17 protein-coding genes are annotated in these 23220 nt (G+C 63.8%); 9 read left to right on the forward strand and 8 right to left on the reverse strand.

Features of this window, described 5'->3' with window-relative positions; translation table 11 throughout:
- Positions 1-102: 102 nt before the first annotated feature.
- A complete protein-coding gene (locus ACWGS9_RS00385; protein ID WP_454503369.1) occupies positions 103-2547 on the reverse strand; it encodes a GumC family protein in 2445 nt (814 codons plus the stop codon).
- Positions 2548-2748: 201 nt separating this feature from the next.
- On the opposite strand from ACWGS9_RS00385, the gene ACWGS9_RS00390 reads away from it, so the two are divergent.
- Positions 2749-4044, forward strand: coding sequence for a lipopolysaccharide biosynthesis protein (locus ACWGS9_RS00390; RefSeq protein WP_454503370.1), 1296 nt, complete (start codon positions 2749-2751; stop codon positions 4042-4044).
- A gap of 37 nt (positions 4045-4081) precedes the next feature.
- Here ACWGS9_RS00390 and ACWGS9_RS00395 read toward each other — a convergent pair whose 3' ends face one another.
- The 3 genes from ACWGS9_RS00395 to ACWGS9_RS00405 are packed head-to-tail and all read right to left on the reverse strand — an operon-like array spanning position 4082 to position 6965.
- Complete coding sequence (locus ACWGS9_RS00395; RefSeq protein WP_454503371.1) at positions 4082-5005, reverse strand: DUF6492 family protein; 924 nt, start codon at positions 5003-5005, stop codon at positions 4082-4084.
- Positions 5002-5796, reverse strand: coding sequence for a WecB/TagA/CpsF family glycosyltransferase (locus ACWGS9_RS00400; protein WP_454503372.1), 795 nt, complete (start codon positions 5794-5796; stop codon positions 5002-5004). Before ACWGS9_RS00400 ends, ACWGS9_RS00395 begins: the two co-directional genes overlap by 4 nt.
- A complete protein-coding gene (locus ACWGS9_RS00405; protein ID WP_454503373.1) occupies positions 5793-6965 on the reverse strand; it encodes a glycosyltransferase in 1173 nt (390 codons plus the stop codon). The genes ACWGS9_RS00400 and ACWGS9_RS00405 overlap by 4 nt, the downstream gene beginning before the upstream one ends.
- A gap of 169 nt (positions 6966-7134) precedes the next feature.
- Here ACWGS9_RS00405 and ACWGS9_RS00410 point away from each other — a divergent pair, with 169 nt between their 5' ends.
- The 3 genes from ACWGS9_RS00410 to proC all read left to right on the forward strand — a co-directional run bounded on the left by ACWGS9_RS00410 (position 7135) and on the right by proC (position 10421).
- The gene (locus tag ACWGS9_RS00410) at positions 7135-8133 is read left to right on the forward strand and encodes a glycosyltransferase family 2 protein (protein WP_454503374.1); all 999 of its coding nucleotides are present in this window, start codon (positions 7135-7137) and stop codon (positions 8131-8133) included.
- Complete coding sequence (locus ACWGS9_RS00415) at positions 8102-9421, forward strand: O-antigen ligase family protein (RefSeq protein ID WP_454503375.1); 1320 nt, start codon at positions 8102-8104, stop codon at positions 9419-9421. The genes ACWGS9_RS00410 and ACWGS9_RS00415 overlap by 32 nt, the downstream gene beginning before the upstream one ends.
- Before the next feature lie 184 nt (positions 9422-9605).
- Complete coding sequence (gene proC, locus ACWGS9_RS00420; protein WP_454503376.1) at positions 9606-10421, forward strand: pyrroline-5-carboxylate reductase; 816 nt, start codon at positions 9606-9608, stop codon at positions 10419-10421.
- 13 nt (positions 10422-10434) lie between these two features.
- On the opposite strand, the gene ACWGS9_RS00425 is transcribed toward proC, so the two are convergent.
- The 3 genes from ACWGS9_RS00425 to ACWGS9_RS00435 form a co-directional block, all read right to left on the reverse strand.
- Entirely contained in the window at positions 10435-10755 is a 321-nt protein-coding gene (locus ACWGS9_RS00425; protein ID WP_454503639.1) for a type II toxin-antitoxin system VapC family toxin, read from the reverse strand.
- A gap of 175 nt (positions 10756-10930) precedes the next feature.
- A complete protein-coding gene (locus tag ACWGS9_RS00430; protein WP_454503377.1) occupies positions 10931-11173 on the reverse strand; it encodes a type II toxin-antitoxin system VapB family antitoxin in 243 nt (80 codons plus the stop codon).
- Between the two features lie 91 nt (positions 11174-11264).
- A complete protein-coding gene (locus tag ACWGS9_RS00435; protein WP_454503378.1) occupies positions 11265-12578 on the reverse strand; it encodes an NAD(P)H-dependent oxidoreductase in 1314 nt (437 codons plus the stop codon).
- Between the two features lie 412 nt (positions 12579-12990).
- On the opposite strand from ACWGS9_RS00435, the gene ACWGS9_RS00440 reads away from it, so the two are divergent.
- From ACWGS9_RS00440 to ACWGS9_RS00455, 4 genes are read left to right on the forward strand one after another with little or no spacing between them, the layout of a single operon-like run.
- Positions 12991-14439 (forward strand): TolC family protein, encoded by a 1449-nt coding sequence (locus ACWGS9_RS00440; protein WP_454503379.1) that lies wholly within the window; start codon positions 12991-12993, stop codon positions 14437-14439.
- A gap of 40 nt (positions 14440-14479) precedes the next feature.
- Positions 14480-16612 (forward strand): type I secretion system permease/ATPase, encoded by a 2133-nt coding sequence (locus ACWGS9_RS00445; RefSeq protein ID WP_454503380.1) that lies wholly within the window; start codon positions 14480-14482, stop codon positions 16610-16612.
- Positions 16613-16627: 15 nt separating this feature from the next.
- Positions 16628-17917, forward strand: a complete 1290-nt coding sequence (locus tag ACWGS9_RS00450) for an HlyD family type I secretion periplasmic adaptor subunit (protein ID WP_454503381.1) — start codon at positions 16628-16630, stop codon at positions 17915-17917.
- On the forward strand, positions 17907-18545 hold the full coding sequence (locus ACWGS9_RS00455) for a ribbon-helix-helix domain-containing protein (RefSeq protein WP_320213427.1): 639 nt from the start codon (positions 17907-17909) through the stop codon (positions 18543-18545). Before ACWGS9_RS00450 ends, ACWGS9_RS00455 begins: the two co-directional genes overlap by 11 nt.
- A 318-nt stretch (positions 18546-18863) precedes the next feature.
- On the opposite strand, the gene ACWGS9_RS00460 is transcribed toward ACWGS9_RS00455, so the two are convergent.
- Positions 18864-19832: a transglutaminase-like cysteine peptidase gene (locus tag ACWGS9_RS00460; protein ID WP_454503382.1), complete on the reverse strand. Its 969-nt coding sequence runs from the start codon at positions 19830-19832 to the stop codon at positions 18864-18866.
- 323 nt (positions 19833-20155) lie between these two features.
- On the opposite strand from ACWGS9_RS00460, the gene ACWGS9_RS00465 reads away from it, so the two are divergent.
- A partial coding sequence (locus ACWGS9_RS00465) for a DUF5801 repeats-in-toxin domain-containing protein (RefSeq protein WP_454503383.1) occupies positions 20156-23220 on the forward strand: 3065 nt, incomplete at its 3' end.

The raw sequence follows: 23220 nt of genomic DNA on the forward strand, positions 1-23220 counted from the left end.
CATTTTCACGAAAATTCGACAAGGCAATCCCGTCAAAGCGTCGTCGGATGCCGTAAACCCGAAACCGGTCGCTTTTATCGAACGGTGAGCAGTTAAGAAATATTAGAAATAGCGGCGCGCGCGACTTTCGGTCAGCTCGCGCACCGCCTCGCGGAATTCGCGCAGGCTGGCGCGGATCTCGTCGATCTGGCCCTGCTGGTCGGCGGGTGGCTGGCCAACCTCGCCGGCGGTCGACGACTGCGGATGATAAGATGCCGGCGATGCCGGATAAGGATCCTCGTAGGGATCGCTCCGCATATGGTCCGGCCGATATGAGTAGGAATGGCTCTGCTCGTGCGGCGGCTGGAAATTCTCCCGCGCCGATGTCTCGGCCCGGGGATAACGCTCCTCCCGGCTGGGCGCGCGCCAGGCGCTTTCCGGCGGGACGGAGTCCGTATCGATGGTTTCAGCCGGCTCGCGCCGCACGAAATAGCGAACCGCCGAGGCCAGCGAGCCGAAAAGCCCTGGACGGCCGGCGTCGTTGTCCGGCGTCGGCGAGGGTGTGACGGACTGGGCCGGAGCCGGCGCAGCCGCCGACAGCGGCGGCGGCACCGGTGGGGAGGCAGGCGACGCGAAAGGCGGAGCCGGAGCTGGCGGCGTGAAGGACGAGGCCGACGGTGGAGCGACAGGCGCAGCCGGCGACGGCGAAACGAGCGGCGGCGGCGCCGGCGGCGGAACAGCCCGGCTGGAATTGTTCTCCACCATGGGAGCACGCTCGTCGACCCTGTGGCGCGAGCGGGTATCGGCCGTCTCGCGCAGGCTGGCAAGGATGCCGCGCAGCGCGCCGAGGCCGATGCCGGCGAACAGGCCGGCAAACAGACCGGCCACGGCCGTCACGGCGCGCGATGGTCCCTTGGCCTGCAGTGGCGCATAGGCATCCGAAATGATGCTGATGTTGGCGGTGTTGATGCCCTTTTGCTCGCCGGTTTCCTTGGCGCGCAGCAGGAACTGTTCGTAAACGGAACGCTTGGCGGCCGCCTCGCGCTCCAGCTCGCGCAGCGAAACCAGGTTGTTGTTGACGTCGCCGCTCTGCACCTTGGCCTGCGCCAGGCGCGAGGACAGGTCCTGCTCGAGTTGGACGGAGCGCTTCAGGTCGACCTGCAGCGAGGACCCGATACGCTGCAGTTCGGCGCTGATGCGCTCACGCGCGCCGGCGAGCTGGGCGTTGAGCGCTTCGATCTCCGGATGACGCGGCCCGAGCTTGACCTGGGCGCGGTCGGCTTCCTGCTTCAGCGCCGCATATTGCGAGCGCAGCTCGCTCATCATGTTGGAATTGATCTCTTCCGGCAAAGTGCCGCTAAGGACCGAATTGACGTTCAGCGAGCGTGCCGAGGCGGCGCGTGCATTGAGCTCGAGCGTGCGGGCGCGGGCGACGGAAAGCTGCTCGTTGAGCTTCAGCATCTGGTCGTCGCTGATCAGGCGGCCCTGTGCGTCGACAAGATCGTGGGTCGCCCTGAAATCCTCGACCTGGCGTTCAGCCGTCTCGACGCCCTTGCGCAATTCATCGAGCCTGGCGGTCAGCTCGTCATTGGCGCGGCCCGCGGTGTTCGACTGGATCTCGCTGGAAATCTGCTTGAATGCCTTGACCATCGTGTTGGCGATCAGGGCGGATTTCTCGGCGTTCTGCGTGGTGGCGCTGACCGAGACCACGAAGGTCTTGCCGCCACGCTCGACATCGAGGCTGTCCGCCAGATTGCCGACCGACAGCGCACGCCGGCGCGCTTCGTCGGCTGGGCTCGCATCCTGCCGCGACAGGATCGAGCGGAGCGTCGACATCAGCCCGATGCCGCCCGTGCCCTGGCCGTTGAATTCAGGGTCGTTGGTGAGGTTGAGATCCGTGACGACCTTGTTGAGAACGGTGCCCGAGGTCAGGATGCGAACCTGGTTCTCGACGATGGCGAGCGTCGCATCCGAGGCGACCACGTTCTGCGTCAGGTCGCGATCGGTGAGCTTGAGGTCGCGCGGGTCGACGATGACGTCGGTGGTGGCCTCATATTTCTTCGGCGTCGAGAGCGCTATGGCGACGCCGAGGGCTGCACCCAGGATCGTCGTCGACAGGATCAGTGCCTTCGATCTGGTGACGCCCTGAATGACCTGCATCGGATCGATCAGCGGTTTCCACTCCTCGGAACCTGAAGCGTCGACGGCGAGCGACCGCGTTGCCGGGCGAGGTTGGGGAGCGGCTTGCGGCTGGTATGTCGAAGCGTGACTTTCATCGCCCTGCCCGCTCGTCGCGTAGCGATCTTTTTTGACCCAGTCGTCCTCAGCTTCGATTGAGGCCGGATCTGGCCGAATTTGGCCAAACCCGCCGGTATCGGCGGGCTGCGGACTCGACTTCCCCTCGCGTTCGGAACGCGCGGCGCGATGGCGCGCGGCGGCGTCCTCGCGCCACGAAGAGTCGGCCCGGTCGCCGATCGAAACCGTGTTGTCCTCGCCGCGCATTGCCTGGCCGAGCGCGAGCAGAGAACGCTCGCGCCTCCAGTCATCACGGTTATCCCTGTCGACCATTGTCCTGGAACTTACTCTTTGGCGGCTTGGGAGCGGCGGATCGGCCAATCGTTAAGCCACGCTAAACAGGCATAGGAAACAAAAGGTTAATTTTGCGCTTGGGCGAGCAGAGTTTCCTGCCTTGTTCGCGGCATTTCAGCGCCGCCCGGACGGCCGCCAGAACGCCGTGTTAAACTTTCCCGCCTATGTATCGCCGCGGATATGACCCAGGCCAGCGACATGCCGCAAAGGCGGACTTTCGCGCGGATCGGCCACTTCGTGGCCACGCGCCAGAAACTGGTATTCGACTATTTCTCGGCGATCAGCGGCGCCGGCGGCCGGCTGGTGTTCTCGCTGGCCTATTTCATCGCTTTGGCCAACACGCTTTCAATCGCCGAGTTCGGCATGTTCGCGACCGCCTCGGCCGCCGGCATCATGCTGTCGCGCATTCTCGCCTTCGGCTTCATCTCGGCGCTCTACCGCACCGCCACGATCCGCCCCAATCTGATCGGCACCTTCACCGCCGGTTTCCTGTTTCTCGGCGCGTTGTCGCTGCCGTTCCTCGCCGCCGCGTCCTACATCGTCTACCTGATTTTCTTTTCCGGCACCGTGCCGCTGTCGGCCTTCGCCGCGGTCGTCTTTGCCGAGGCGCTTTTGTGGCGGCCGGTCGAAGTGGTGCTGATCGTCAACAACGGGCTCGGCAAATTCGGGCGGGCGGCCGTGCTCGCCATCCTGGCGACGGCGCTCCGGGCAGTCGGCGCGATCCTGTTCATGCTTGCCGCGCAGCACACCATCGACGTTTGGTCGCTGTATTATATCGGCGCCAACGCCGCCTCGCTCATCATCGCCTTTGCCTTCTTCTATCCGCGCCAGCGGCTGAGGCTGCGCGCCGAGCTCTATTTCAGGCGGCTCGCCGATTCCCTCTATGTCGCAGGATCCGAGGTGCTGTTCTACCTGCAGATGGAATTCGACAAGCTCCTGGTGCTGTCGATCGGCGGACCGCATCTGGCCGGCATCTACGCCATCATCATGCGGCTGGTCGATCTCACCGCAATCCCGATCCGCACCTTCTCGATGATGCTGGTGCAGCGCATGATGCGGGCGCCGGAGCTTTTGTCACGGCTGGCGGTCAAGAGCGGCATCGAAGGCGGCGTCTTCCTGGTCTCGACGCTCGCGCTCATGTCGCTCGGCATCGTGCTGCACTTCTTCCCCGACGCGCTCGGCAAGAATGTCGCCGAGGCAGCACCTCTGGTCGCGCTGGCGGTCTGCGTGCCGGGACTGCGCAACCTCGTCGAATACCAGGCGGAACTGCTCTTCGCGCGCGGCCAGACGGCGGTGCGGGCGATCAATCTCGGCCTGCTTGCCGGCCTGAAGGCGGTTCTGCTCACCTATGTGCTGAAGACCATCCCCGACACCGCCAATCTGGTGCTGTCGCTCAACATCGTCTTCCTGCTGCTTTATCTCGCCTCGATGCTCTTGACCTACTCGGCGATGCGCAGGCCAGCCAAGGCGATCTAAGTTCGCCGATGCCGCCCTGACCGGATTCTTGCGCCGGCTAATCAAATACGATCAGGCGGCGGATACGGCCGATATCGGTGCCGATGAAGGACTGCATGCCGATCGCCACCTGTTCCGGCGCCATGGCATCGACGAAGCGGCGGAATTCCTCGTCCGAGAGCGCCTCGCCGTTCCAGTGGACGCGGCAGAACTCCTCCGAGCCGTGGAAATGGCCGGCACCCGCAAGCACGTCATCGACGTAGCGGCCAAAGATCATGCATTCGGAAAATTGGCGCGCCGAGCCGACGACGCTGACCCAGTCGCGGCCATGCACCTTCTCGATGCGCTCGCACATCGCGTTGACCGTCTCGCGCCGCCAGGCAATCAGCGTCGAGATGTAGTCGTGGCTCGATCGATTGGCGGGATCGATGCCGAGTGCAGCGCCGGCATTGCGCGACCAGATGCGATGCTCGTCATGACCATCGTTCGATAGCAAGCCGTCGCGCCGGAACAGCCGCACCTTGCCGTCGCGCCAGAAGACGCCGGTGTCGAACGGTTTCAGGAAGGCGACGTCGGAATCGCAGAAGACAAGCACGTCTTCTTTTGCCTGGCCGGCAATTGCGATGCGGCGCAGTTGCTGCACATGCCAGCCGCGCAGCGGCTGCGTTTTCAGGCTCAGCCAGATGCGGCGGCGGAAGCCGCTCAGCGGATCGTCGAACACATGCAGCCAGCGCGGCAGCAGATCCCGCTCGTCGACGACGCTGCGGCGGCTGCCTTCCAACTGACGAAACAGCGCAACGTCGCGATGCTCGGCCAGGATATAGTGATGCGCCATGCCGGTGACGTGGCGGTCGATGGTTTCGCACAAAAGCCGGCAGCGCTGGAAATCGGGCGCGTAGCTCGCGGTGACGATCGCGGCTGAAGGCGCGCGCGGCAGCGGTTCGATTGCGGTGGAGATATCGGGAACAAAACGGCTGTTCACCGGCGCGCCTCCGCTGGCGGCGGCCTTGGCGACAGCTTCTGCTTGACGACGCGCCACAGGAACAGCGGATTGCCGACGATATAGCGTCGCCACAGGCGGCCGGGTTCGATCCACAGGCGGAACAGCCATTCGAGCCGCAGCCGGCGCAGCCACAGCGGCGCGCGCGGCACCGAGCCGCTCATGAAATCGAGCAGCGCGCCAACGGCGACCGGCAGCGTGCAATGACGGCTGTCGATGTGGCGCTCGATCCACAGTTCCTGGCGCGGTACGCCCATGGCGACAAGCAATATATCCGGCCGCAGCCTGGCGATGCGTTCCAGAATCGCCGGCTCCTCGGCGGCCGAGAAGAAGCCGTCATGGATGACGACGAATTTGTGCTGCATGGCGAGCGTCGAAAGCTTCGCGCATGCGGCCTCGGCATTGGCACGCGTCGTGCCGAGCAGCGCCACCGTCAACGGCTGGGACGACGCCTGCAGGAAGGCCGGAATGAAATCGGTGCCGTTGAGATTGCTGGGGAAAGGCGCGCCGTAAAGCAGCTTTGCCGCCATGTCGACGCCAACGCCGTCCGGCAGGATGAGGAAGTCTTCCAGCGCCTCGGCAAAGACCGGATCTGTACAAGCCAGGTTGGCATTGTGGGCGTTGAGGAAACTCACCTTGGTGAAGCGACGCTCGTCGATCAGCCTTGTGAGCAAGGTGATGGCCTCATCCCAGCGTATGGCAAGCACCGGAATGCCCAGAATGGTCTTGAGCGTGTCGAATCCGAAGGCGGCGCGCGCGGTGTGCACATTCATGCGGCGACCTCCTGCCTGGCGACGCCGAGCTTCTCCAGACCAAGCCCGATCGCAATGTCTAACGCCTTCAACTGGCGGCGATGGAAGACGCTGCCATCGACCTCGCGGATGTTGCCCGCGGCCGCCTGGAGGGCCGCCGCGAAAGCAATCGGATCGTCGGTCACCACGCAATTGTCGGGACGATAGCCGATGCCGCGCAGCGAGCGGCTGGTGGCGACGGACGGCAAGCCGAGCTCGAAGGTCTCGATGGTCTTCAGCTGGACGCCGCTGCCGGCGGTGCTGATCAAGGGAATGACGGCGGCGCCGCGCACGAAGGCCTGCGCATCCGGAACCCTGCCGACAAAGGAGACGCCGGGATGCGGCGAGCTGATGCTGGAAGGCATGTTGCCGGCGATCCTGATGCGGAAATCCGCCTTCAGATGCGGAACCACCTTGGTCAGGAACCAGTCGAGCCCGATGCGGTTCGGCTGCCAGGTCCAGGTGCCGATCAGCGCCGCATCGCAATCGATGTGGCGCTGTGCCTTGCCTGTCGGCGCCTGCGCGCGGGTCACCAGCGGCAGCACCGCCGAGCGTCCGTCGGAGGCGACGCCAAGCGCTGAGCGGTCTTCCTCGGCCAGCGTGAAGACAAAGCGTGCGGCGCCGCAGAGGCGGTCTTCCATGACCTTGAGGAGCCTCGCCTCGCGGCGGAACATCCAGCGCTGAAGCGCGCTGCCGGCCGCGGCGGCATTTTCCTCGGCCGAACGGTGCTCGACATTATGCGCGACGAAGATCGAGGGCCGATCGGCGAGCACATTTTCAAAAGCACCAGCGAACTGGACCGAATTCAGGACATAGCCATCGAAGGGACCGGCGCGTTCGATGGCGGCGCGGACTTGCGTGTCAGGAACGACGCGCAGCTTGACCGACGAGAAGGTGAGGCCGGAGTGGACCGCCTTGCCCAGCCAGGCAAGCTTCCGCAGCGGCGAAGCGCTTTCGGTGCGGACTTCGACGTCGCCAAGCACGATGGTGCTTTGTGGATCGGACGGAGCCTTGCCCGGCCAGATGAAGCCGATCACCGTCACGCGCACGCCGGCACGCCGAAGCGCGTCAATGATCGCGGCGTTGGCAATCTCGTAGCCCGAGGCGAGAGCGCCATCGGGCACGATCGATGTGGCGAACAGAAGATGCATTTCACCTATCCATTGGTGCAGCGGGTAGCAAAACGCGATGAAGTCTTGATTAAACGGCACCTGTCGAAGGCCAAAGACCCGGCTTTGCCGACAGCCGGGCGAGAAGGTGATTAACGAAACGTTATCACCGCGATGCTATCGAGGCTCAAACCCACGCTGCTGGAAACGGATGATCCCTTTGCCCTCCGACGCTTCTGTATCGATCGCGGGGCGGTCGCCGGGGCTTGCCGCCGAGACCGTCGAGGCGGTTGTGACGCTGCCGACCTTCAAGCGGCCGAAGCAGGTGCTGGAAACCCTGGCTTCGCTCAAGGCGCAGCGGACCGACAGGCGCTTTGCCGTCATCGTCATGGAAAACGAGGCCGAGGCGCGCGAGGGTGCGAGCGCGGTGCTGCCGCTGTTCGAAAGCGGCGAGATGCCCGGCATGGTGATCATCGCCCATGAGCGCGGCAATTGCAGCGCCTACAATGCCGGCTGGCAGACGGCGATGCTGCAGTTTCCCGACTTCAAGCACCTGCTGGTCATCGACGACGACGAGATCGCCGAGCCCGACTGGCTGGAGCGCATGTGCAAGGCAGCCGAGACGCTTCAAGCCGACATCATCGGCGGCCCGCAAGCGCCGGTCTTTGCCGATCCCAGCCATGCCAGATGGGCCGAACACCCGGTCTTTGCGCCGCCTTATCGTGAAACGGGCCGCGTACCGGCGCTTTATTCGTCCGGCAACCTGCTGGTGGGGCGCAACGTGCTGGCGGCCATGGGGCCGCCCTTCCTCGACCTCAGGTTCAATTTCATGGGCGGCGGCGATTCCGATTTCCTCAGTCGTTGCGCGCAGAAAGGCTTCGTGCTCGGCTGGTGCGCCGAAGCAAAAGTCAATGAAACAGTGCCGGCCCGGCGCATCGAGGCGGACTGGATCCGCGCCCGCAGCCTGCGCAATGGCGTGATCTCGACGCTGGTCGAAAAGAAGAAACGCGCCGGCACGCCGCTCGCCGGCCTTAAAGTTTTCCTGAAGAGCCTGGCGCTGCTGGCGGCCTCGCCGCTGCGCGGCGCCATCCGGCTGGCGCGCACCGGCTCGCTGACGACGGGGCTCTATCCCGTCTATGTCGCGCTCGGCCGGGTGCTCGCCGAATTCGGATATGCCAATGAGCAGTACCGACAGCCTGAGAAGAATTGAGCGCGCCCCGCTCAGCGCCGCCTTCACGCGAGACGGCGTCGCGACGGCGATCGCCGCGCTTTTGTTCACCGTCATCATCGTCTCGTTCCGGCCCTTCCAGCCGGCCGGCGCGGAACTGACCGGCGACGGCGGCGACATCGTCAACCAGCTCGGCTTCGGCTCGCTCGGCGCCGTCTCGATCTTCTCGCTGCTCGCCTTCGCCGATCCGCGCGTGATGCGCTCGCTGGTGAGCCCGTCCTGGGCGCTGATGCTGGGCTTCTTCTTCCTGTCGGTGGTGCTGGCGACCGATCCGCCCGCCGCGATGCGCGCCGCCTCCTTCACCATGATCGGCATCATCACCATGGCGACGATCCTGGTGCTGCCGCGCGACGCCGATTCCTTTGCCCGCGTGGTCATCTTCACCGCCGTCGTGGTGATCGGCCTTTCCTATGTCGGCCTGATCGTCTTTCCGCATGAGGCGCTGCATACCGCCGATTCGCAGGAGCCCGAGCATGCCGGCCTGTGGCGCGGCGTCTTCACGCACAAGAACATCGCCGGGCCGGTGATGGCCTGTTTCAGCTTCGCCGGGCTCTATCTGTTCCGGCGCGGCCAGCGCTGGTGGGGCGCCGGCATCTTCTGCGCGGCGATGGTGTTCATGCTGCACACCGGCTCCAAGACGACGGCCGGACTGATCCCGTTCTCCATCATGATCGTCGTGCTGCCCAGCCTCATCGGCATGCGGCTCGGCACGCCGATCCTATTCGCGCTGGCCATCATCGCGACCGCGGTCGGCACGCTCGGCATCGTCTTCATCCCGCCGGTGAAACATCTGGCGGCGATCTATTTCCCGAACCTGACCTATACCGGACGCACGACGCTCTGGGAGTTCGCCGGCGAGATGCTGGCGAAGAAGCCATGGACCGGCTACGGCTACGAGAGCTTCTGGGGGACGCCGCTGCTGCTCAACCAGGACCAGCCCTTCGACCGGCCCTGGGATATCCGCACCATCGTGCATGGCCATGACGGCTATCTCGACATCGCCGTTCTGATGGGCATCCCGGCGCTCTGCGTCGCCCTCTACACCTTCCTGATCGCCCCTTTGCGCGACTACATGCGCATCCCGGCGCGCAAGGAAAACATCTTCCTCGGCGATTTCTTCATGATGGTGGTGCTGTTCACGGCGCTGAACGGTTTCCTGGAAAGCTTCTTCTTCCACCGCGGCGATCCCGTCTGGCTGTTCTTCGTGCTCGGCGTGCTTGGTCTCAGACAAATCTCGCTGCGGCCGATCCCGGTTCGCCTCTCTCACTGATCCTGGCCGATCGATCTCCCGTCCGCTAGACTTTCCCGCCGCCGCGCAAACGCATAGAGCCGTTCAGCGTTTCGCCGAAACGTTGAACAGCTCCATCTCTTTGTTTCAACGCAATTCCGGACGCAAAACCGCTTCACACTTTTCCTGGAATTGCGTTAAGGAAAGCCATCTCGCGGAGGCTTTCATGACGATCAGGCTCGTTCTCGCCGGTTGCGGCAATATGGGTTACGCCATGCTCTCGGGCTGGCTGAAATCCGCGAAGCTCGAGCCGTCGGCGGTGTTCGTGGTCGAGCCCAATGCGGAACTGCGCCAGCGCGCCGAACATCTCGGCTGCCGTGCCGCCGCCGACGCTGCAGGCATTCCGGCCGATGCCGTGCCCGATCTCGTCGTCATCGCGGTAAAGCCGCAGGTGATCCGCGAAGTGACGGCGCACTACAAGCGCTTCGGCGACGGCAGGACCAGCTTTCTCAGCATTGCCGCCGGCACGCCGGTCGCGACTTTCGAGGACGTTCTGGGCGAGCTCGCGCCCGTCATCCGCTGCATGCCGAACACGCCGGCCGCGATCGGCAAGGGCATGATGGTGGTGTTTTCCAACCCGCTGGTTTCCGACGATGTCCGCCGCTTCGTCGCCGAACTGCTTTCGGCAAGCGGTGTCGTGACGACGATCGACGACGAGGGCCTGATGGACGCCGTGACGGCCGTCTCGGGCTCCGGCCCTGCCTATGTCTTCCACTTCATCGAGGCGCTGACGGTTGCGGCCGAGAAGGCCGGCCTTCCCGCCGAGACCGCCAAGCTGCTTGCCATGCAGACCGTTTTCGGCGCCGCCTCGCTCGCCGCCGAAAGCGACGAGGAGCCGGGCGTGCTGCGCCAGCACGTGACCAGCCCCAACGGCACGACCGCCGCGGCGCTGGCCGTGCTCATGGGCGGGGACCGGTTGACGAAGCTCGTTACCGAAGCCGTGGAAGCGGCGCGGCTGAGGTCGATAGAGCTGGGGAAATAAGGTTCTGTTCCGGTCACGCGAGATCGGTGTGCGAAAAATCATTGCCCTTGTAGAGCAAAGGCACGCTGCGACCCTTCGCCAATGCATATGAAAGGCAGTCGGCAAGGTTGAGTTGGGCGGGATGGCCGCGACCCTTGCCATAGCTCGAAAACGCCTGGATCGCGAGTTTCGCATCGCCGCTTTCAATCGGGACGACTTCGATTTCTGCCTGGCGAAGGAAGGCTTCTATCGCCGCCTCCGCAATGAGCGGGTCCACGACAAGCAGTGATGAAAGCCGCATAGCTGCCTCAAGAATGACCGGTGGGGACGTTATCCTCCTAGTCGCCTGCCCTATCCTTTCACTCTAATGCATGTCGCCCAGAAGTGTGCAGCGGTTCTGGGATAACGACATGCATAAAAACAAAAACTTAAAGCGCGTCACTTGAATCCGTTTCAGCGCGACGCGCTTTAGTCGGCGGCGTCTTCCTCGTCCGCCAGGATGGCGACAACCACCGAGGTGTCGACGAACATCAGGAATGACCCCACATCTCGTCGATCTCATCCTTGCTCAACGCCCGGCCACCGCCAGCTGCCTTGGATTTGAGTTCTTTTGCAATGACCGCCAGGCGCTCAGCCAGCGGGATTTGTTCACGTTCGCGCTGCAGCTCCGATTCGAGCGCCTCGATGACCGCTTCGGTCATTGAGATTTTGCGTTTTTCGGCAAGTTGCCGGGCGAGTTCCCTTGCCCGCGGATCCCTGATCTGGAGATTCATCTAAAGGCCTTCCGTTCCTTGTCACTGCAATATAGTGTTTTGTCATGACAAAGTTAGCGCGGCCGGTATTGACCGATTGGGTGTCGAAGCGTCAGGCGCCGTAGAGCATCCGGTCCTGCAGCTTGCGCAGGGCGTACAGCCTGGTTGACTGATCCGGAGCCGCGTTGTCGGTCGTGAGAAGTTCGCCCTTCCTGACCGGCTTCAGCACCTTGCCGCCTTCGAGCAATCCGACCGGCAGGGCACCGCTCGCCCGGGCATCGGCAACGGTCATGGTCCAGGAGCGATAGCAAGTCTCGCCGATCGCATCGAAGCTCTCCCCCGCGGCAAGGTCGCGCTTGGCGACCGCGCAGACTTCCGCCGCCGGTCTCGGTAGCGGCACCATGTCGGGTTTGCCATGGAGCATGATGCGGGCGGCGGTGAGCGGCACCTCCAGCGAGGTCAGGTGATAAGGTCGGAACAAGCCGTAATAGGGGCCCTGGCCGACATGCAGATCGTCCATGCGCTCGACGACGCGCGGGTGCATCGCCTCGACGATGACGAAGACGCCGGGCGCCACGCCCTTGCCGACCGTGTAGTCGACGACGCCTTTCCTCGACAGCAGGCCGCCATCCTCTTTCGGAATCAGCACCTTGGCCAGTTGATCGCGATCGGCCCTGGGTCCGTGCATGCCGGGAACATCCGGCACCAGGCCGGTGGCATTGGCGATGGCGCACATCTCGACCATGGTTTTGGAGCCGTCGACGAACTCGACCAGCATGCGCGGGTTCATGTTGCGGCGGGCCGCCTCTTCCCGGTAGTCGTCCGGAACGGCGTCATGGTTGAGCGGATTGTTCTTGCCCTTGCCGGCCGAGACGATGGTTAGCCCAAGCGCCGAGGCGAATTCGATCAGTTCCATGCAGCTTGACGGCTCGTCGCCGGCGCCGACCGAGTAGACGACGCCCAGCCGGTCGGCCTGCTGCTTCAGGTAGCAGCCGATGGTCACGTCGGCCTCGACATTCATCATCACCAGATGCTTGCCGTGTTCCATGGCCATCAGGTCGAAATCGGCGGCAACGCCAGGTTTTCCGGTAGCGTCGATGACGACGTCGATCAGCGGATTGGTGACCAGCATCTCGTTCGAGGTGATGGCGATCCTGCCGCTCTCGATCGCCTGGGTGACCCTTGATGCGGTTTCGGCCTCGACCGCCATCGCCTCGTCGCCATAGGCGACGCGGATCGCCTCGCGGGCGGTGTGCGGGCGCCGCGTCGAAATGGCCGCGATCGAAATGCCCGGCATCAGCATGCCCTGCGTCACCAGGTCGGTGCCCATCTCGCCGGAGCCGACGACGCCGATGCGCACCGGCTTGCCCTCGGCGGCACGTTGGGCAAGATCACGGGCAAGCCCGGTCAGGGCGACATTGGTCATGCAAGAAGATCCACGGCTTTTTGCTCCGGCTCGCAATACAGGGAACGATCCCCGTTTGCCAATCAAACCAGACCGACATGGCGATTTCTTGCGCATGCTTTGCAAAGTCGCAGCAGATTTCCCAGGAGCTTGTGCGTGGCGACCGCACGATTCGCCACTTGTTTCAGACCATTAACCATTGCGACCTGCTTTAACCGAAAAGCCCCGGCCCGCCGCGCCGGGTTTCTGTGCCATTTTTGCTACAGGTTTTGGCACTAATGCCCGGAATCGCACTTTTGGGGGGTGCCTAATCCATTATGCACTCACATCCTCGAAAAATCTGATAGATACTGGCCACAAGCTCTGGTGGCAGGCTTGGGCAAATAAGCGCCCATAAAAAACATAGTGGCGCGGGGATAGTCACGGGGTAGAAATGACCAGGACGGGTAAAGTAACCGTCGGCTGGCGCTTTGCGCTCGCCATCACGGTGTCGATGCTGGCTTGCGAGAGCGCCAGCGCACTCACACTCAAAGAAGCCGTCGCCGTCGCAGTGGAGTCCAATCCGGAGATTGGACAGGCGATCGAAAACCGCGAAGCGATTGAATTCGAGCTGCGCCAGGCAAAGGGCCTTTATCTTCCCAGCGTCGATCTGGAAGCGTCGACAGGCGTTCGCCGCCTGGACAATAATACAAGGCGCGCGCTCGACCAGGATCATGACGCCCTTTATCCGAACGAGGCCGACCTCACGGTTTCGCAGACGCTTTATGACAGCGGCGCAAGGCGGGCCGAACTGAGCCGCCAGGCCTCGCGAGTCGATGGGGCTTCCTTCCGGGTTCTGGAACGGTCCGAATTCATCGGGCTTGCGGTCGTTCAGGACTATCTGGAATACATGCTGCAGGGTTCGATCGTGGCCGAGGCCAAGAAGAACCTTGGCTTCCATCAGTCCATTCTCAGCGACATCAAGCAAGGTATCGCGGGCGGCGCGCTCAATGACGCCGACCGGCAGCAGGCCGAGGAACGCCTTTATGCCGCCAAGGCGCGGATGCAGGAGGCAACCGAAGAACTCGAGGCGGCCAAGATCCGCTTCTTCAAGAATGTCGGCAAGCCGCTGACCAACGCATCGCGGCCGGCCGATGTCGCAGCCGCCCTGCCGCGGTCGCTGGACGATGCGATCGGGCTCGCCAGGCAGAACAATCCGCGTGTCCATATGGCCAACAGCGATATCGACGCCGCCGCTTCGCTGGTCGATGCGGCGCGGGCGAAATTTGGCCCGACGATTACCGCCGAGGGCGTTGCCCGGGGCGGGTATGACATCGACGGCGGCAATGGCGACGCGAGCGACCTGCAGGCGCGGGTGGTGCTGCGCTGGAATCTGTATCGCGGCGGCATCGACAAGGCCAATGAACAGGAACAGATCCGCCGCACCAGCGAGCAGCGTCTTGCTCTGCACCAGGTGCTGCGCGAGATCGAGGAAGCCGTCCGCACCTCGTGGGACCGCCGCTTCCGTCAGGCAGACCTCGCAAAGACGCTGCGGCAGCAGGCAGCCACCAACGAAAAGCTCGTCGCTTCCTATCGCGAGCAGTTCAAGGTCGGACAGCGCTCGCTGCTCGATGTGCTCGACGCCCAGAACACGCGCTTCAACACCGCAACACTGGCCGACACTTCGTCTTACGCGTCGCTGTTTGCGGAATACCGGCTGCTGGCCGCAACCGGGGAATTGCTGAAGACGCTCAACATCCAGCCGGCCAAGCAGGCCACGGCCTATGCGCGCACGGAGTTCGGAGTGCCAAAAACGGCCGATACCGAGACTTATGCGCGGACGCCGTCGGAACAGAAGAACGATCTGCCGTTCGACATCCTCGCGCCGGTCAGGAAAAAGTAGCCAATGTAAGCATCGATCTTCAAGTCCTTCGGGGCGGATCGTGAACCAGCAACCTCATATCCTATCGCCCAAAGAGGCCTTCAAGGCCTGCTTCTGCGCTGTTGCGGCCTATCTGGGCAGGCCGAGCGCGGAAACCGTGCTGTTTGCCGGTGTGCCGATTTCGGAGACGCGCATCGAGCCGGATGAAATCCGCCATCTGGCCGAACGCATCGGCCTCGAGGTCCAGGATTTCAGCCACCGCGATTTCCTGCGCGGCCGCTTCGATCTTCCGGCGATCGTCTTCCGCGTCAGCCAATTGCCGATCGCCCTCCTCGCGGAAGTCGAGGGCGGGCAATATCTGACGGCGCCGCAGGAAAACGGCCGCACCACGATTGGCAGATCGGAACTCGCAGAAAGCCATATAAGCGGCGGCACGTCCTTTTCGATCACCTATACCAACGCGGCCGAAGAGATGACGGTCGGCACCGCCGCGCGGATCGAAAGGCGTCACTGGCTGACCGGCACCATGGGAGCGTTCTGGCGCACCTATTCGAAAGTGGTGCTTTCGGCGGTCTTCATCAATCTGCTTGCGATCGCCTCGCCGATCTTCACCATGAACGTCTACGACCGCATCCTGCCGAACAAGGCGATCTCCACGCTGTGGGTGCTGGCGCTCGGGATCGGCGCGGCCATTCTGTTCGACCTGCTCCTCAAGACGGCCAGGGCGTCGCTGATCGACTATGCCGGACGCAAGGCGGATCTGCGGATCTCCTATCTGCTGTTCGAAAAAGTGCTGAATTCCTCGCTTTCGGCGCGGCCTGGATCGACGGGCGAATATGCAAACCGGGTCACGCAATACGAGTTCGTGCGCGAGTTCTTCACCTCGAACACCATCAGCGTCTTCATCGATACGATGTTCGTCTTCGTCTTCTTGGCTGTGATCTACGCCATCGGCGGCTGGCTGGTGATCATACCGGCGCTGGCCTTCGTCATCTCGGTCATCGTCGGGCTGATCACGCAGCGGCGGATCGGCAAGCGGGTCGCCGCCTCGATGAACGAGGCGTCGCAGCGCCAGGCCCTGCTGGTCGAATCCATTTCGACGCTGGAGACGATCAAGTCGCTGCGCGCCGAAGCCTACCTGCTGCGCAAATGGGGCGAGCACTCGAAGAACGCGGCCAACACGTCGGAGAAAATCAAGGAACTCTCGGCGGCGGCTGGCAACATCACCGGTGCCATCCAGCAATTCGTGACGGTCGCCCTGGTTGTGGCCGGCGCATATGCGTTCTCGGAAGGCCAGGTCTCGACAGGCGCCATCATCGGCACTGTGATGCTCGCCGGCCGCGCCGTGGCCCCACTCGGCCAGATCGCCATCACGCTTGCGCGGTTCCGGCAGGCCATGCTGTCGCTCAAGATCGTCAATACGATCATGTCGCAGCCGGAGGACCGCCCCGATACTGTCGGTTTCGTCAACCGGCCGATCCGCAGCGGCGCCCTCGTCTTCAGGAATGTCGGCTTCGCCTATCCGGGCACGGAAAACGAGGTTTTGAGCGGGCTCAACATCGCGGTCAGGCCCGGCGAGCGGGTCGGCATCATCGGCCGCATCGGCTCCGGCAAGACGACGATGGGCCGGCTGATCGGCCGGCTTTTCCTGCCGACGTCGGGGGAGTTGCTGCTCGACGGCATCGACATCCGCCAATACCACCCGTCGGAGGTTCGCGCCGCGGTCGGCATTGTGGCGCAGGCCGGCGACCTGTTTTCGGGAACCATCAAGGAAAACCTTTTGATGGCGGCGCCGGAAGCGACCGACGAGGAGATCATCGATGCGGCGAAAGCCGCGGGGGTCGATGACTTCGTCTCGCGGCATCCGCGCGGCTACGACATGAATGTCGGCGAGCGGGGCACCAATCTGTCGGGCGGGCAAAGGCAGGCGGTGGCAATCGCCCGGCTGCTCTTGACCAAGCCGAAGATCGTCTTCCTGGACGAGCCATCGGGTTCGATGGATCTCGCCTCCGAACGGCAGTTGATCAAGCAGCTCAAGGTGGCGTTCGACCGCAACACGACGCTGATCGTATCGACCCATCGCTACAGCATGCTGGAACTTGCCGACCGCCTCATCGTCATCGAGCAAGGCCGCATCGTCGCGGACGGGCCAAAGGAACAAGTCATCCAGGCGCTGCAGAAGGGCAATGCCTGAGCGGAACGTGTAGACATGCTTGCAAGGGAAGATCGGCCACCACTGTTCGCCTCGGCGTCCGTATACATCGTCGGGGCGCTGTTCGTGTGCTTCACGGCCTGGGCATCGTTTGCCGAGGTGGACGAGATCGCGCGCGGCGAAGGCAAGGTGATACCCGCTTCGAAGACGCAGATCATTCAGGCCAGCGAACCCGGCGTCGTGCAGGAGATCGCCGTGCTGATCGGCCAGACCGTCAAGAAGAACGACCTCATCATCCGCCTCGACAACTCGGGCAATACTTCGAGCCTCGGCGAAGAGAAGGCCAAGGCGCGAGCGCTGCAGGCGCGCATCGCGCGGCTGCAGTTCGAGCAGAGCGGCAATGTCGAAGGGTCGTTTCCCTGCCCTGCGGAAATCCAGAAGGTCGCGCCCGAAATCTGCGACAACGAGCAAAAGCTGCTCGTCGCGCGGCGCGACAATTTCGAGGTGAAGCTGTCCGTTCTCAAATCGCGCCTCGATCAGCGCGAGAAGGAACTGGACGAGGCCACCGCCAACGCCGATCGCCTGTCCAAGAGCCTTGCCGTCACCGACCAGGAAGCGGCGCTGGTCGAACCCATGGTCAAGAAAGGCCTGATGGCCAGGACCGAGCAGCTCCGCGTCGAGCGGGAACAGACCGACCTGCATGGACAGCTGACCCTTGCCGGAGAGACGATCAAGAAGGGCCAGGCTGCGATCACCGAGGCGCAGCTTCAGGTGAACGAATTGGGCCTGCAACTGCAGCAGGAAGCGTTGAGCGACCTGACGCAAGCACTTGCCGATCTTTCCGTGGTCGACGAAACCATCCGCGGCGCCACCGACAAGGTGGCGCGCACCGATATCCGCTCGCCGGTCGACGGCATCGTCAACACGCTCGACGTCAACACGCTAGGCGCCTTCGTGCAGCCGGGCGCGGTGGTGGCCGGCATCGTGCCGACCTCCGAGACGCTGCTGGTCGAGGCGCGGGTTTCGCCGCGCGACGTCGCCTTCATCCAGCCGAACCAGGAGGCGCTGATCAAGGTCACGGCCTATGATTTCTCGATCTTCGGCGGCATCGAGGGCAAGGTCTCCAACATCACCGCCGACAGTCTCGTCGACCAGAAGACCGGCGAACCTTACTATCAGGTGCGGGTTGCGACCGAGAAGTCGACGCTGGCAAGGAACGGCAAGACCTATTCGATCATCCCCGGTATGATCTGCTCGGTCGACATCAAGACCGGACGCAAGACGATCCTCAACTATCTTTTGAAGCCCATCAACAAGGCGCGTCAGGAGGCGATGAGTGAACGATAGCGCCATCCGCCCCGACACTCCGCGCGAACGGCTGCTGCCGGCGCTCGCGGCTGAGGATTTCGGCCCGGAGTTCCGCGTCGTGGCGCGCGGCGGCGTGCGGCGCGGCATCCGCCTGGAGCGCGCCTTCTGGGTGTCGCTGAAACAGATGGCGGAAAGCCGCAAATGCACGATCGGCATGCTGGTCGAGGAGATCGCCGAACATCATCCCGAGGGCAATCTCACCTCGGCGATCCGGGTCGCCTGCATGCGCGGCCTCGCCGAGGAAAGCATGGAACTGCGCAAGCTTGCCTCGATCCGCACGATCAATGCGATCCTGATCGCCTGCCCCTCGCCCGCCTTCGCGCTGTCTTCGTCGAAGAAGATCCTGGCCTTCAACACGCCGTTCCAGCAACTGGTCAGGCGTCAATTGCCGAGCGCGCCCGGCGAGGATGGGCGGCAGGACCTGAAGCTGGCGCTCGACCTCAACGTTCCCGACATCTTCGCCCGGCTCGACGCCAATGGCGAGACGCCAGTCAGCACGGGCTTCGTCATCGGCGCCGGCGAGCGCCGCTATCGCGGCCAGCTCAGCGCCGTGCGCGCGCCTGTCACAGAGCCGGAACTCCTGATGGCCTTCGTCTTCAACGGGTAGTTTCGACGGGCCGACAGCGTTTGCGCTGGCACGTCGAATGCGTTGAAGACCCGCCGAAGCCTTCGTCTTCGTCATCCTATGACGAAGCAAGGACCTGAGCGACGCAGCGCAGACCATAGGATCCATGCCGTTACATTGAAGCTTTGTCCACGGTACAGAATTCTGCTCCGCTGCACCCTACGATTGAAGTAACGGTATGGATCCTTGGGTCTTCGCTCCGCTTCGCGTCGCTACGCCCGAGGACGACGTTGGGCAGGCCTCGTCCAATTGCGAACGTTGCGGCGCGCTTTCCTTCGATACCTCCGCCCGACAAGCAGCCTATTTCGCAACACCAGATGTCGCGGACGCCACATCCACATCAGGCGAAGTGCCTTCACCGGGCGCTACCGTCGCGAAGCCGCCGGCGATGTCGGCGACCTGCGCGCCGGACTTCGACCCGTGGATCCAGGCGCGATCCGTGCTGAAGGAATAGAGCGGAACATAGTCGGGCAGATCGCTGTCGCGCACAACGGCGTTGCCAAGGCTGTCGAGAATGAAGGCGCCGCTTCCGGTGCTCACCGACAGAACGGCATGGAAGAACTTGCGGCGGCGATCCTGGAGCACCACGAGCGACATGCTTTGCGCCGGGATGCCGGCCCGCAGCAACGCCGCCATCTTGAGTATGGCGAAATCCTCGCAATCGCCGGCGCGATGCTCGAGGACTTCCGAAGGCTTGGCCCAGTAGTCGAGCTTGCCGTAAACGACGCTGTCCTTGCGATAGGCGATCAGGCGGTTGATGCTGCTGTTGACGAAGGCCAGCTTGTCGCGAAAGCCCTTGTTGCCGGCAATCTTGATGATCTCGGCGAAAGCCGGGCTTTCGCGGTCGCAGGGGCTGCCCGCGGTGCAATCGACGATGGCCCTGTAGACGGGAGCCCAGCGCGCCGCGACCGGAAAGTTGCGCATCGACAAGGCTACGGAGCCGAAGACGCCGGGGATGATCGCGGCGGTCCGGATCGGGTCGATGCCGGGATCGGCCGTGGCGGTCGAGTGCGCTTCAACCTGATTAGGTACCGTCGGCGCAAAGCCCGCCGAAACGTCGGCGATCCGGTATGCCGCGGGCGGCTGCCAGGGCAGCGGCCGGGCGAGCGAAACGCCGCCGAGGCTCGCCGGCGCAAGCACCTTTTGCAGGGCCGGATCCGCACCGGAATCCGCGCTGGCGGATGATGGATTTGCCTGGACGGCAAGGCCGATCGTCAGCAAGAGTACCTTGATCCCCGTGATCCCCGGGGCTGCTTTTTGTATTTTCATAACGCCCACCTTTGACTGTGGACGCTACCAATCTTGTCTCAAATTATCGGAAAGGAAGGTGGGTAAATTTCCGCGAATCACTCTATTCTATTTTCTGTCAAATTTTATTCAAATTTATACTCTCATTTACCAAGTCAACGCCGCGCGTCGCAGCCAATCCCGCATTCCTTGGGAGTATGCATATCTGCATATATCATCACGATTTACCAAGTATAAAAAATGCGATTCTCTACATATTGGAGTATATGAAATAGATTTAAGGTCTGTTGCAAAGCCCGAGGCTGACATGTCTCTTTCCGGGAAACGCCGGAGGGGCTTGAGCTATGACGAACAATATCGAATTCGACGCCGTTTCAAATTCCTGGGACGAGCACTCGAACGCTGCGGAAAATCCGATCTCGGCTGGTGTCCAGGTCGCCCAGGCCAGCGGCCAGGCGGCGAGCGAGCCGGTGCCGGTCGATGTCGGCAGCGGGGCGCCGGCGCAGGGCGCGGCCAATGCTCAAGGGGCAAACCAGCCGGCGGCGGACGCCAAGGCTCCTGCTTCCAACGCTCCCGCAAACGCACCGGCGGCAAATGCGGCGGCAGCGAATGCGCCGCATGAATATCACGTCGAGGCCGGCAACGTCGTAAAGCTTCCGGCCAGCGTCTCGATCGACAACATCAAGGTCGACGGACACGACCTCGTCCTCACGCAGCCCGACGGATCCGAGATCGTCATCAAGGACGCCGCGCTGAATGTGCCGACCTTCATCCTCGGCGACGTCGAGGTGCCGCGCGTAGCCCTGATCGCCGCGCTCGAGGCAAGCCATGTCGATGTCGCCTTCGGCGCCGACGGCTCGATCTCGGCCGGCGGCAACGGCTCGCCGGGCAGCGCGGGCGGCAATTTCGAACAGCCCCCCGGCGGCATCGGCGACGGCTTCGGCCTCACCGCCCTTTTGCCGCCGACGGACCTGGCCTTCGGCCAGCCGGAGCACCGCGACCTGTTTCCGGGGTTGGTGCGCGAGAATTCCACGCCAACGATCCTCGATCTGACGCCTTCCGTCGAGGGCGGCGATACGATCGTGAACGAGAAGGGACTGGAGACCGCCGGCGCGACGGGGTCCGGCGAAGCCGGCACCAGCGCCGCGGTCGACAACGACCCCTCCGAGCACAACACCGGGACCTTCACCATCAACTCGCCCGACGGCATCGGCTCGCTGACCGTCAACGGCCAGGTGATTTCGGGCGCCGCGCTTGCCAACAGCGCATCGACGCCGATCGAAATCACGACGCCGCTCGGCAACACGGTGACCATCAATGGCTACGATGCAGCGACCGGCCAGGTAAGCTACACTTACACGCTGCTGCACAGCGAGCCTCACCCCGGCGCGGGAACCGATTCCATCTTCGACAACATGACGGTGACGGTCACCGACACGGACGGCGACGTCTCCCTTCCGGGCACGCTCTCGGTCCAGATCATCGACGACGTGCCGACGGCGAACCCGGACGCCAACAGCGTCGCGGCGGGCAGCCATGCGCAGATCTCGGGCAACGTGATGACGGGCGCCGGCGAGACCGATCCGTCCACGAGCGCGGATGTGAAGGGCGCCGACGGCGCCAGCGTGACCTCGGCCTATGGCACGGGCGCGGCGCAGGACGTGACGTCCGCCGTCACCGGCACCACGATCGCGGGCCAGTACGGCACGCTGACGATCTATTCGGACGGCCACTACACCTATGACCGCGCGGCAAACACGCCCGGCGGCAAGAGTGATGTGTTCCACTACACGCTGACGGACGGTGACGGCGACCAGTCGAGCACCACGCTGACGATCAATATCGGCAACGAGCCGCCGACGTTGGGTGATATCCCGGCCGCGGGTGCTGATGGTGCGATCGTATACGAGGCGGGACTGGCGAGCGGTACGCTGCATGACGGCTCGAACGCGGTGAGTGGCACGATCGGCTTCACCTCGCAGGATGGGGTGAGCTCGGTGTCGCTGGGCAGCCACGCGCTGTCGAGCGATTCTGGCAATCCGACGACGTTCACGGATCCCACCACGGGCGGCACGGTAAGCGCGTGGTATGAGTACAACGGCGCGACCGGCCCGGGCACGATCCATTACAGCTACACGCTGACATCGGATTTCCACAGCGCCACGGGCGGCGACGGCGCCAACACGGAAGCGGCACCCAGCTTCGAGGTCGTCGTGACCGACCTGGACAACCAGCCCGCCTCCGGCAACCTGGTGATCAATGTCATCGACGACGTGCCGACGGCGCGTAACGACACGGACGGAGCGCAGTCCGGCGAGAAGGTGACGGGCAATGTCGAGACCGGCGCGAGCACGCATGGCACCGGCGCGGCGGACACGGCGGGAGCGGATGGGATCGCATCGATCGCCTGGACGGGTTCCGTAACGAGCAACGGCGTGACGACGGTGACCGGCGCGCATGGCGTGCTGACGGTCTTCGCCAATGGCGATTACAGCTATCAGGCCAATCCGAACACGCCGACCGGCACTGACGTGTTCAAATACACGATCACCGATGGCGACGGCGACACCTCGCCGGCGACGCTGACGATCGACGTGACCGGCAGCCAGCCGCGTGTGGTGGCGGAGGTTGCGACGGTCAACGAGGCGGGCCTCGACACGACGCCGCCGGCCGGCGACCTGGGCCCCGGGACTGTGGACGGTTCGCATGCGGGCGACGGCACGGAGACGACGACGGGCCAGTTGACCTTCTCGGATCCTGACGGGGCGAGCGTGACCGGCGTTGCGAAAGGCGATGTCGGCAGCGACGTGAGCGGCAATGTCGGCACGAACATCAATGGCACGTACGGCATCCTGCATGTCAACGCGGATGGCACCTACACCTATACGTTGACGTCGCCATATACGACAAACCCGGCCACCGATAACGGCCCCGAGGTCGAGCCCGGCAAGGACGTGTTCACCTTCACGGTAACCGACACCCTTGGCAACACGTCGACCTCGACCATCTCGATCGATATCACGGACGATGTTCCTACGATTACGCTGAGCGGCACGGCGCCGACGCTGACGGTGGACGAGAGCTTCCTGACGGCGGCGACCAATGGCGTCAACGGCTCCGGCGTTGGCGGCGGCTCGACGCATGCGGAGGGCTCGTTCAGCGGCGCCTTCACGGTGACGACGGGCGCCGATGGCGGCACGACCAGCTATGCGCTGTCGGTGAGCGCGCCCAATGTGGACTCCGGCCTGATCGACACGGCAACCGGCCAGCACGTGCTGCTGTCGGTCAATGCCAGCGGCGTGGTCGAAGGCCATGCCGGCGCCGGCGGCCCGCTGGTGTTCACGCTGGGCGTGGACGCCACCGGCAAGGTGTCGCTCGATCTCGACCGGGCGGTGCATGAAGACAACCT

The organism is Mesorhizobium sp. Arg314 (assembly GCF_053714275.1).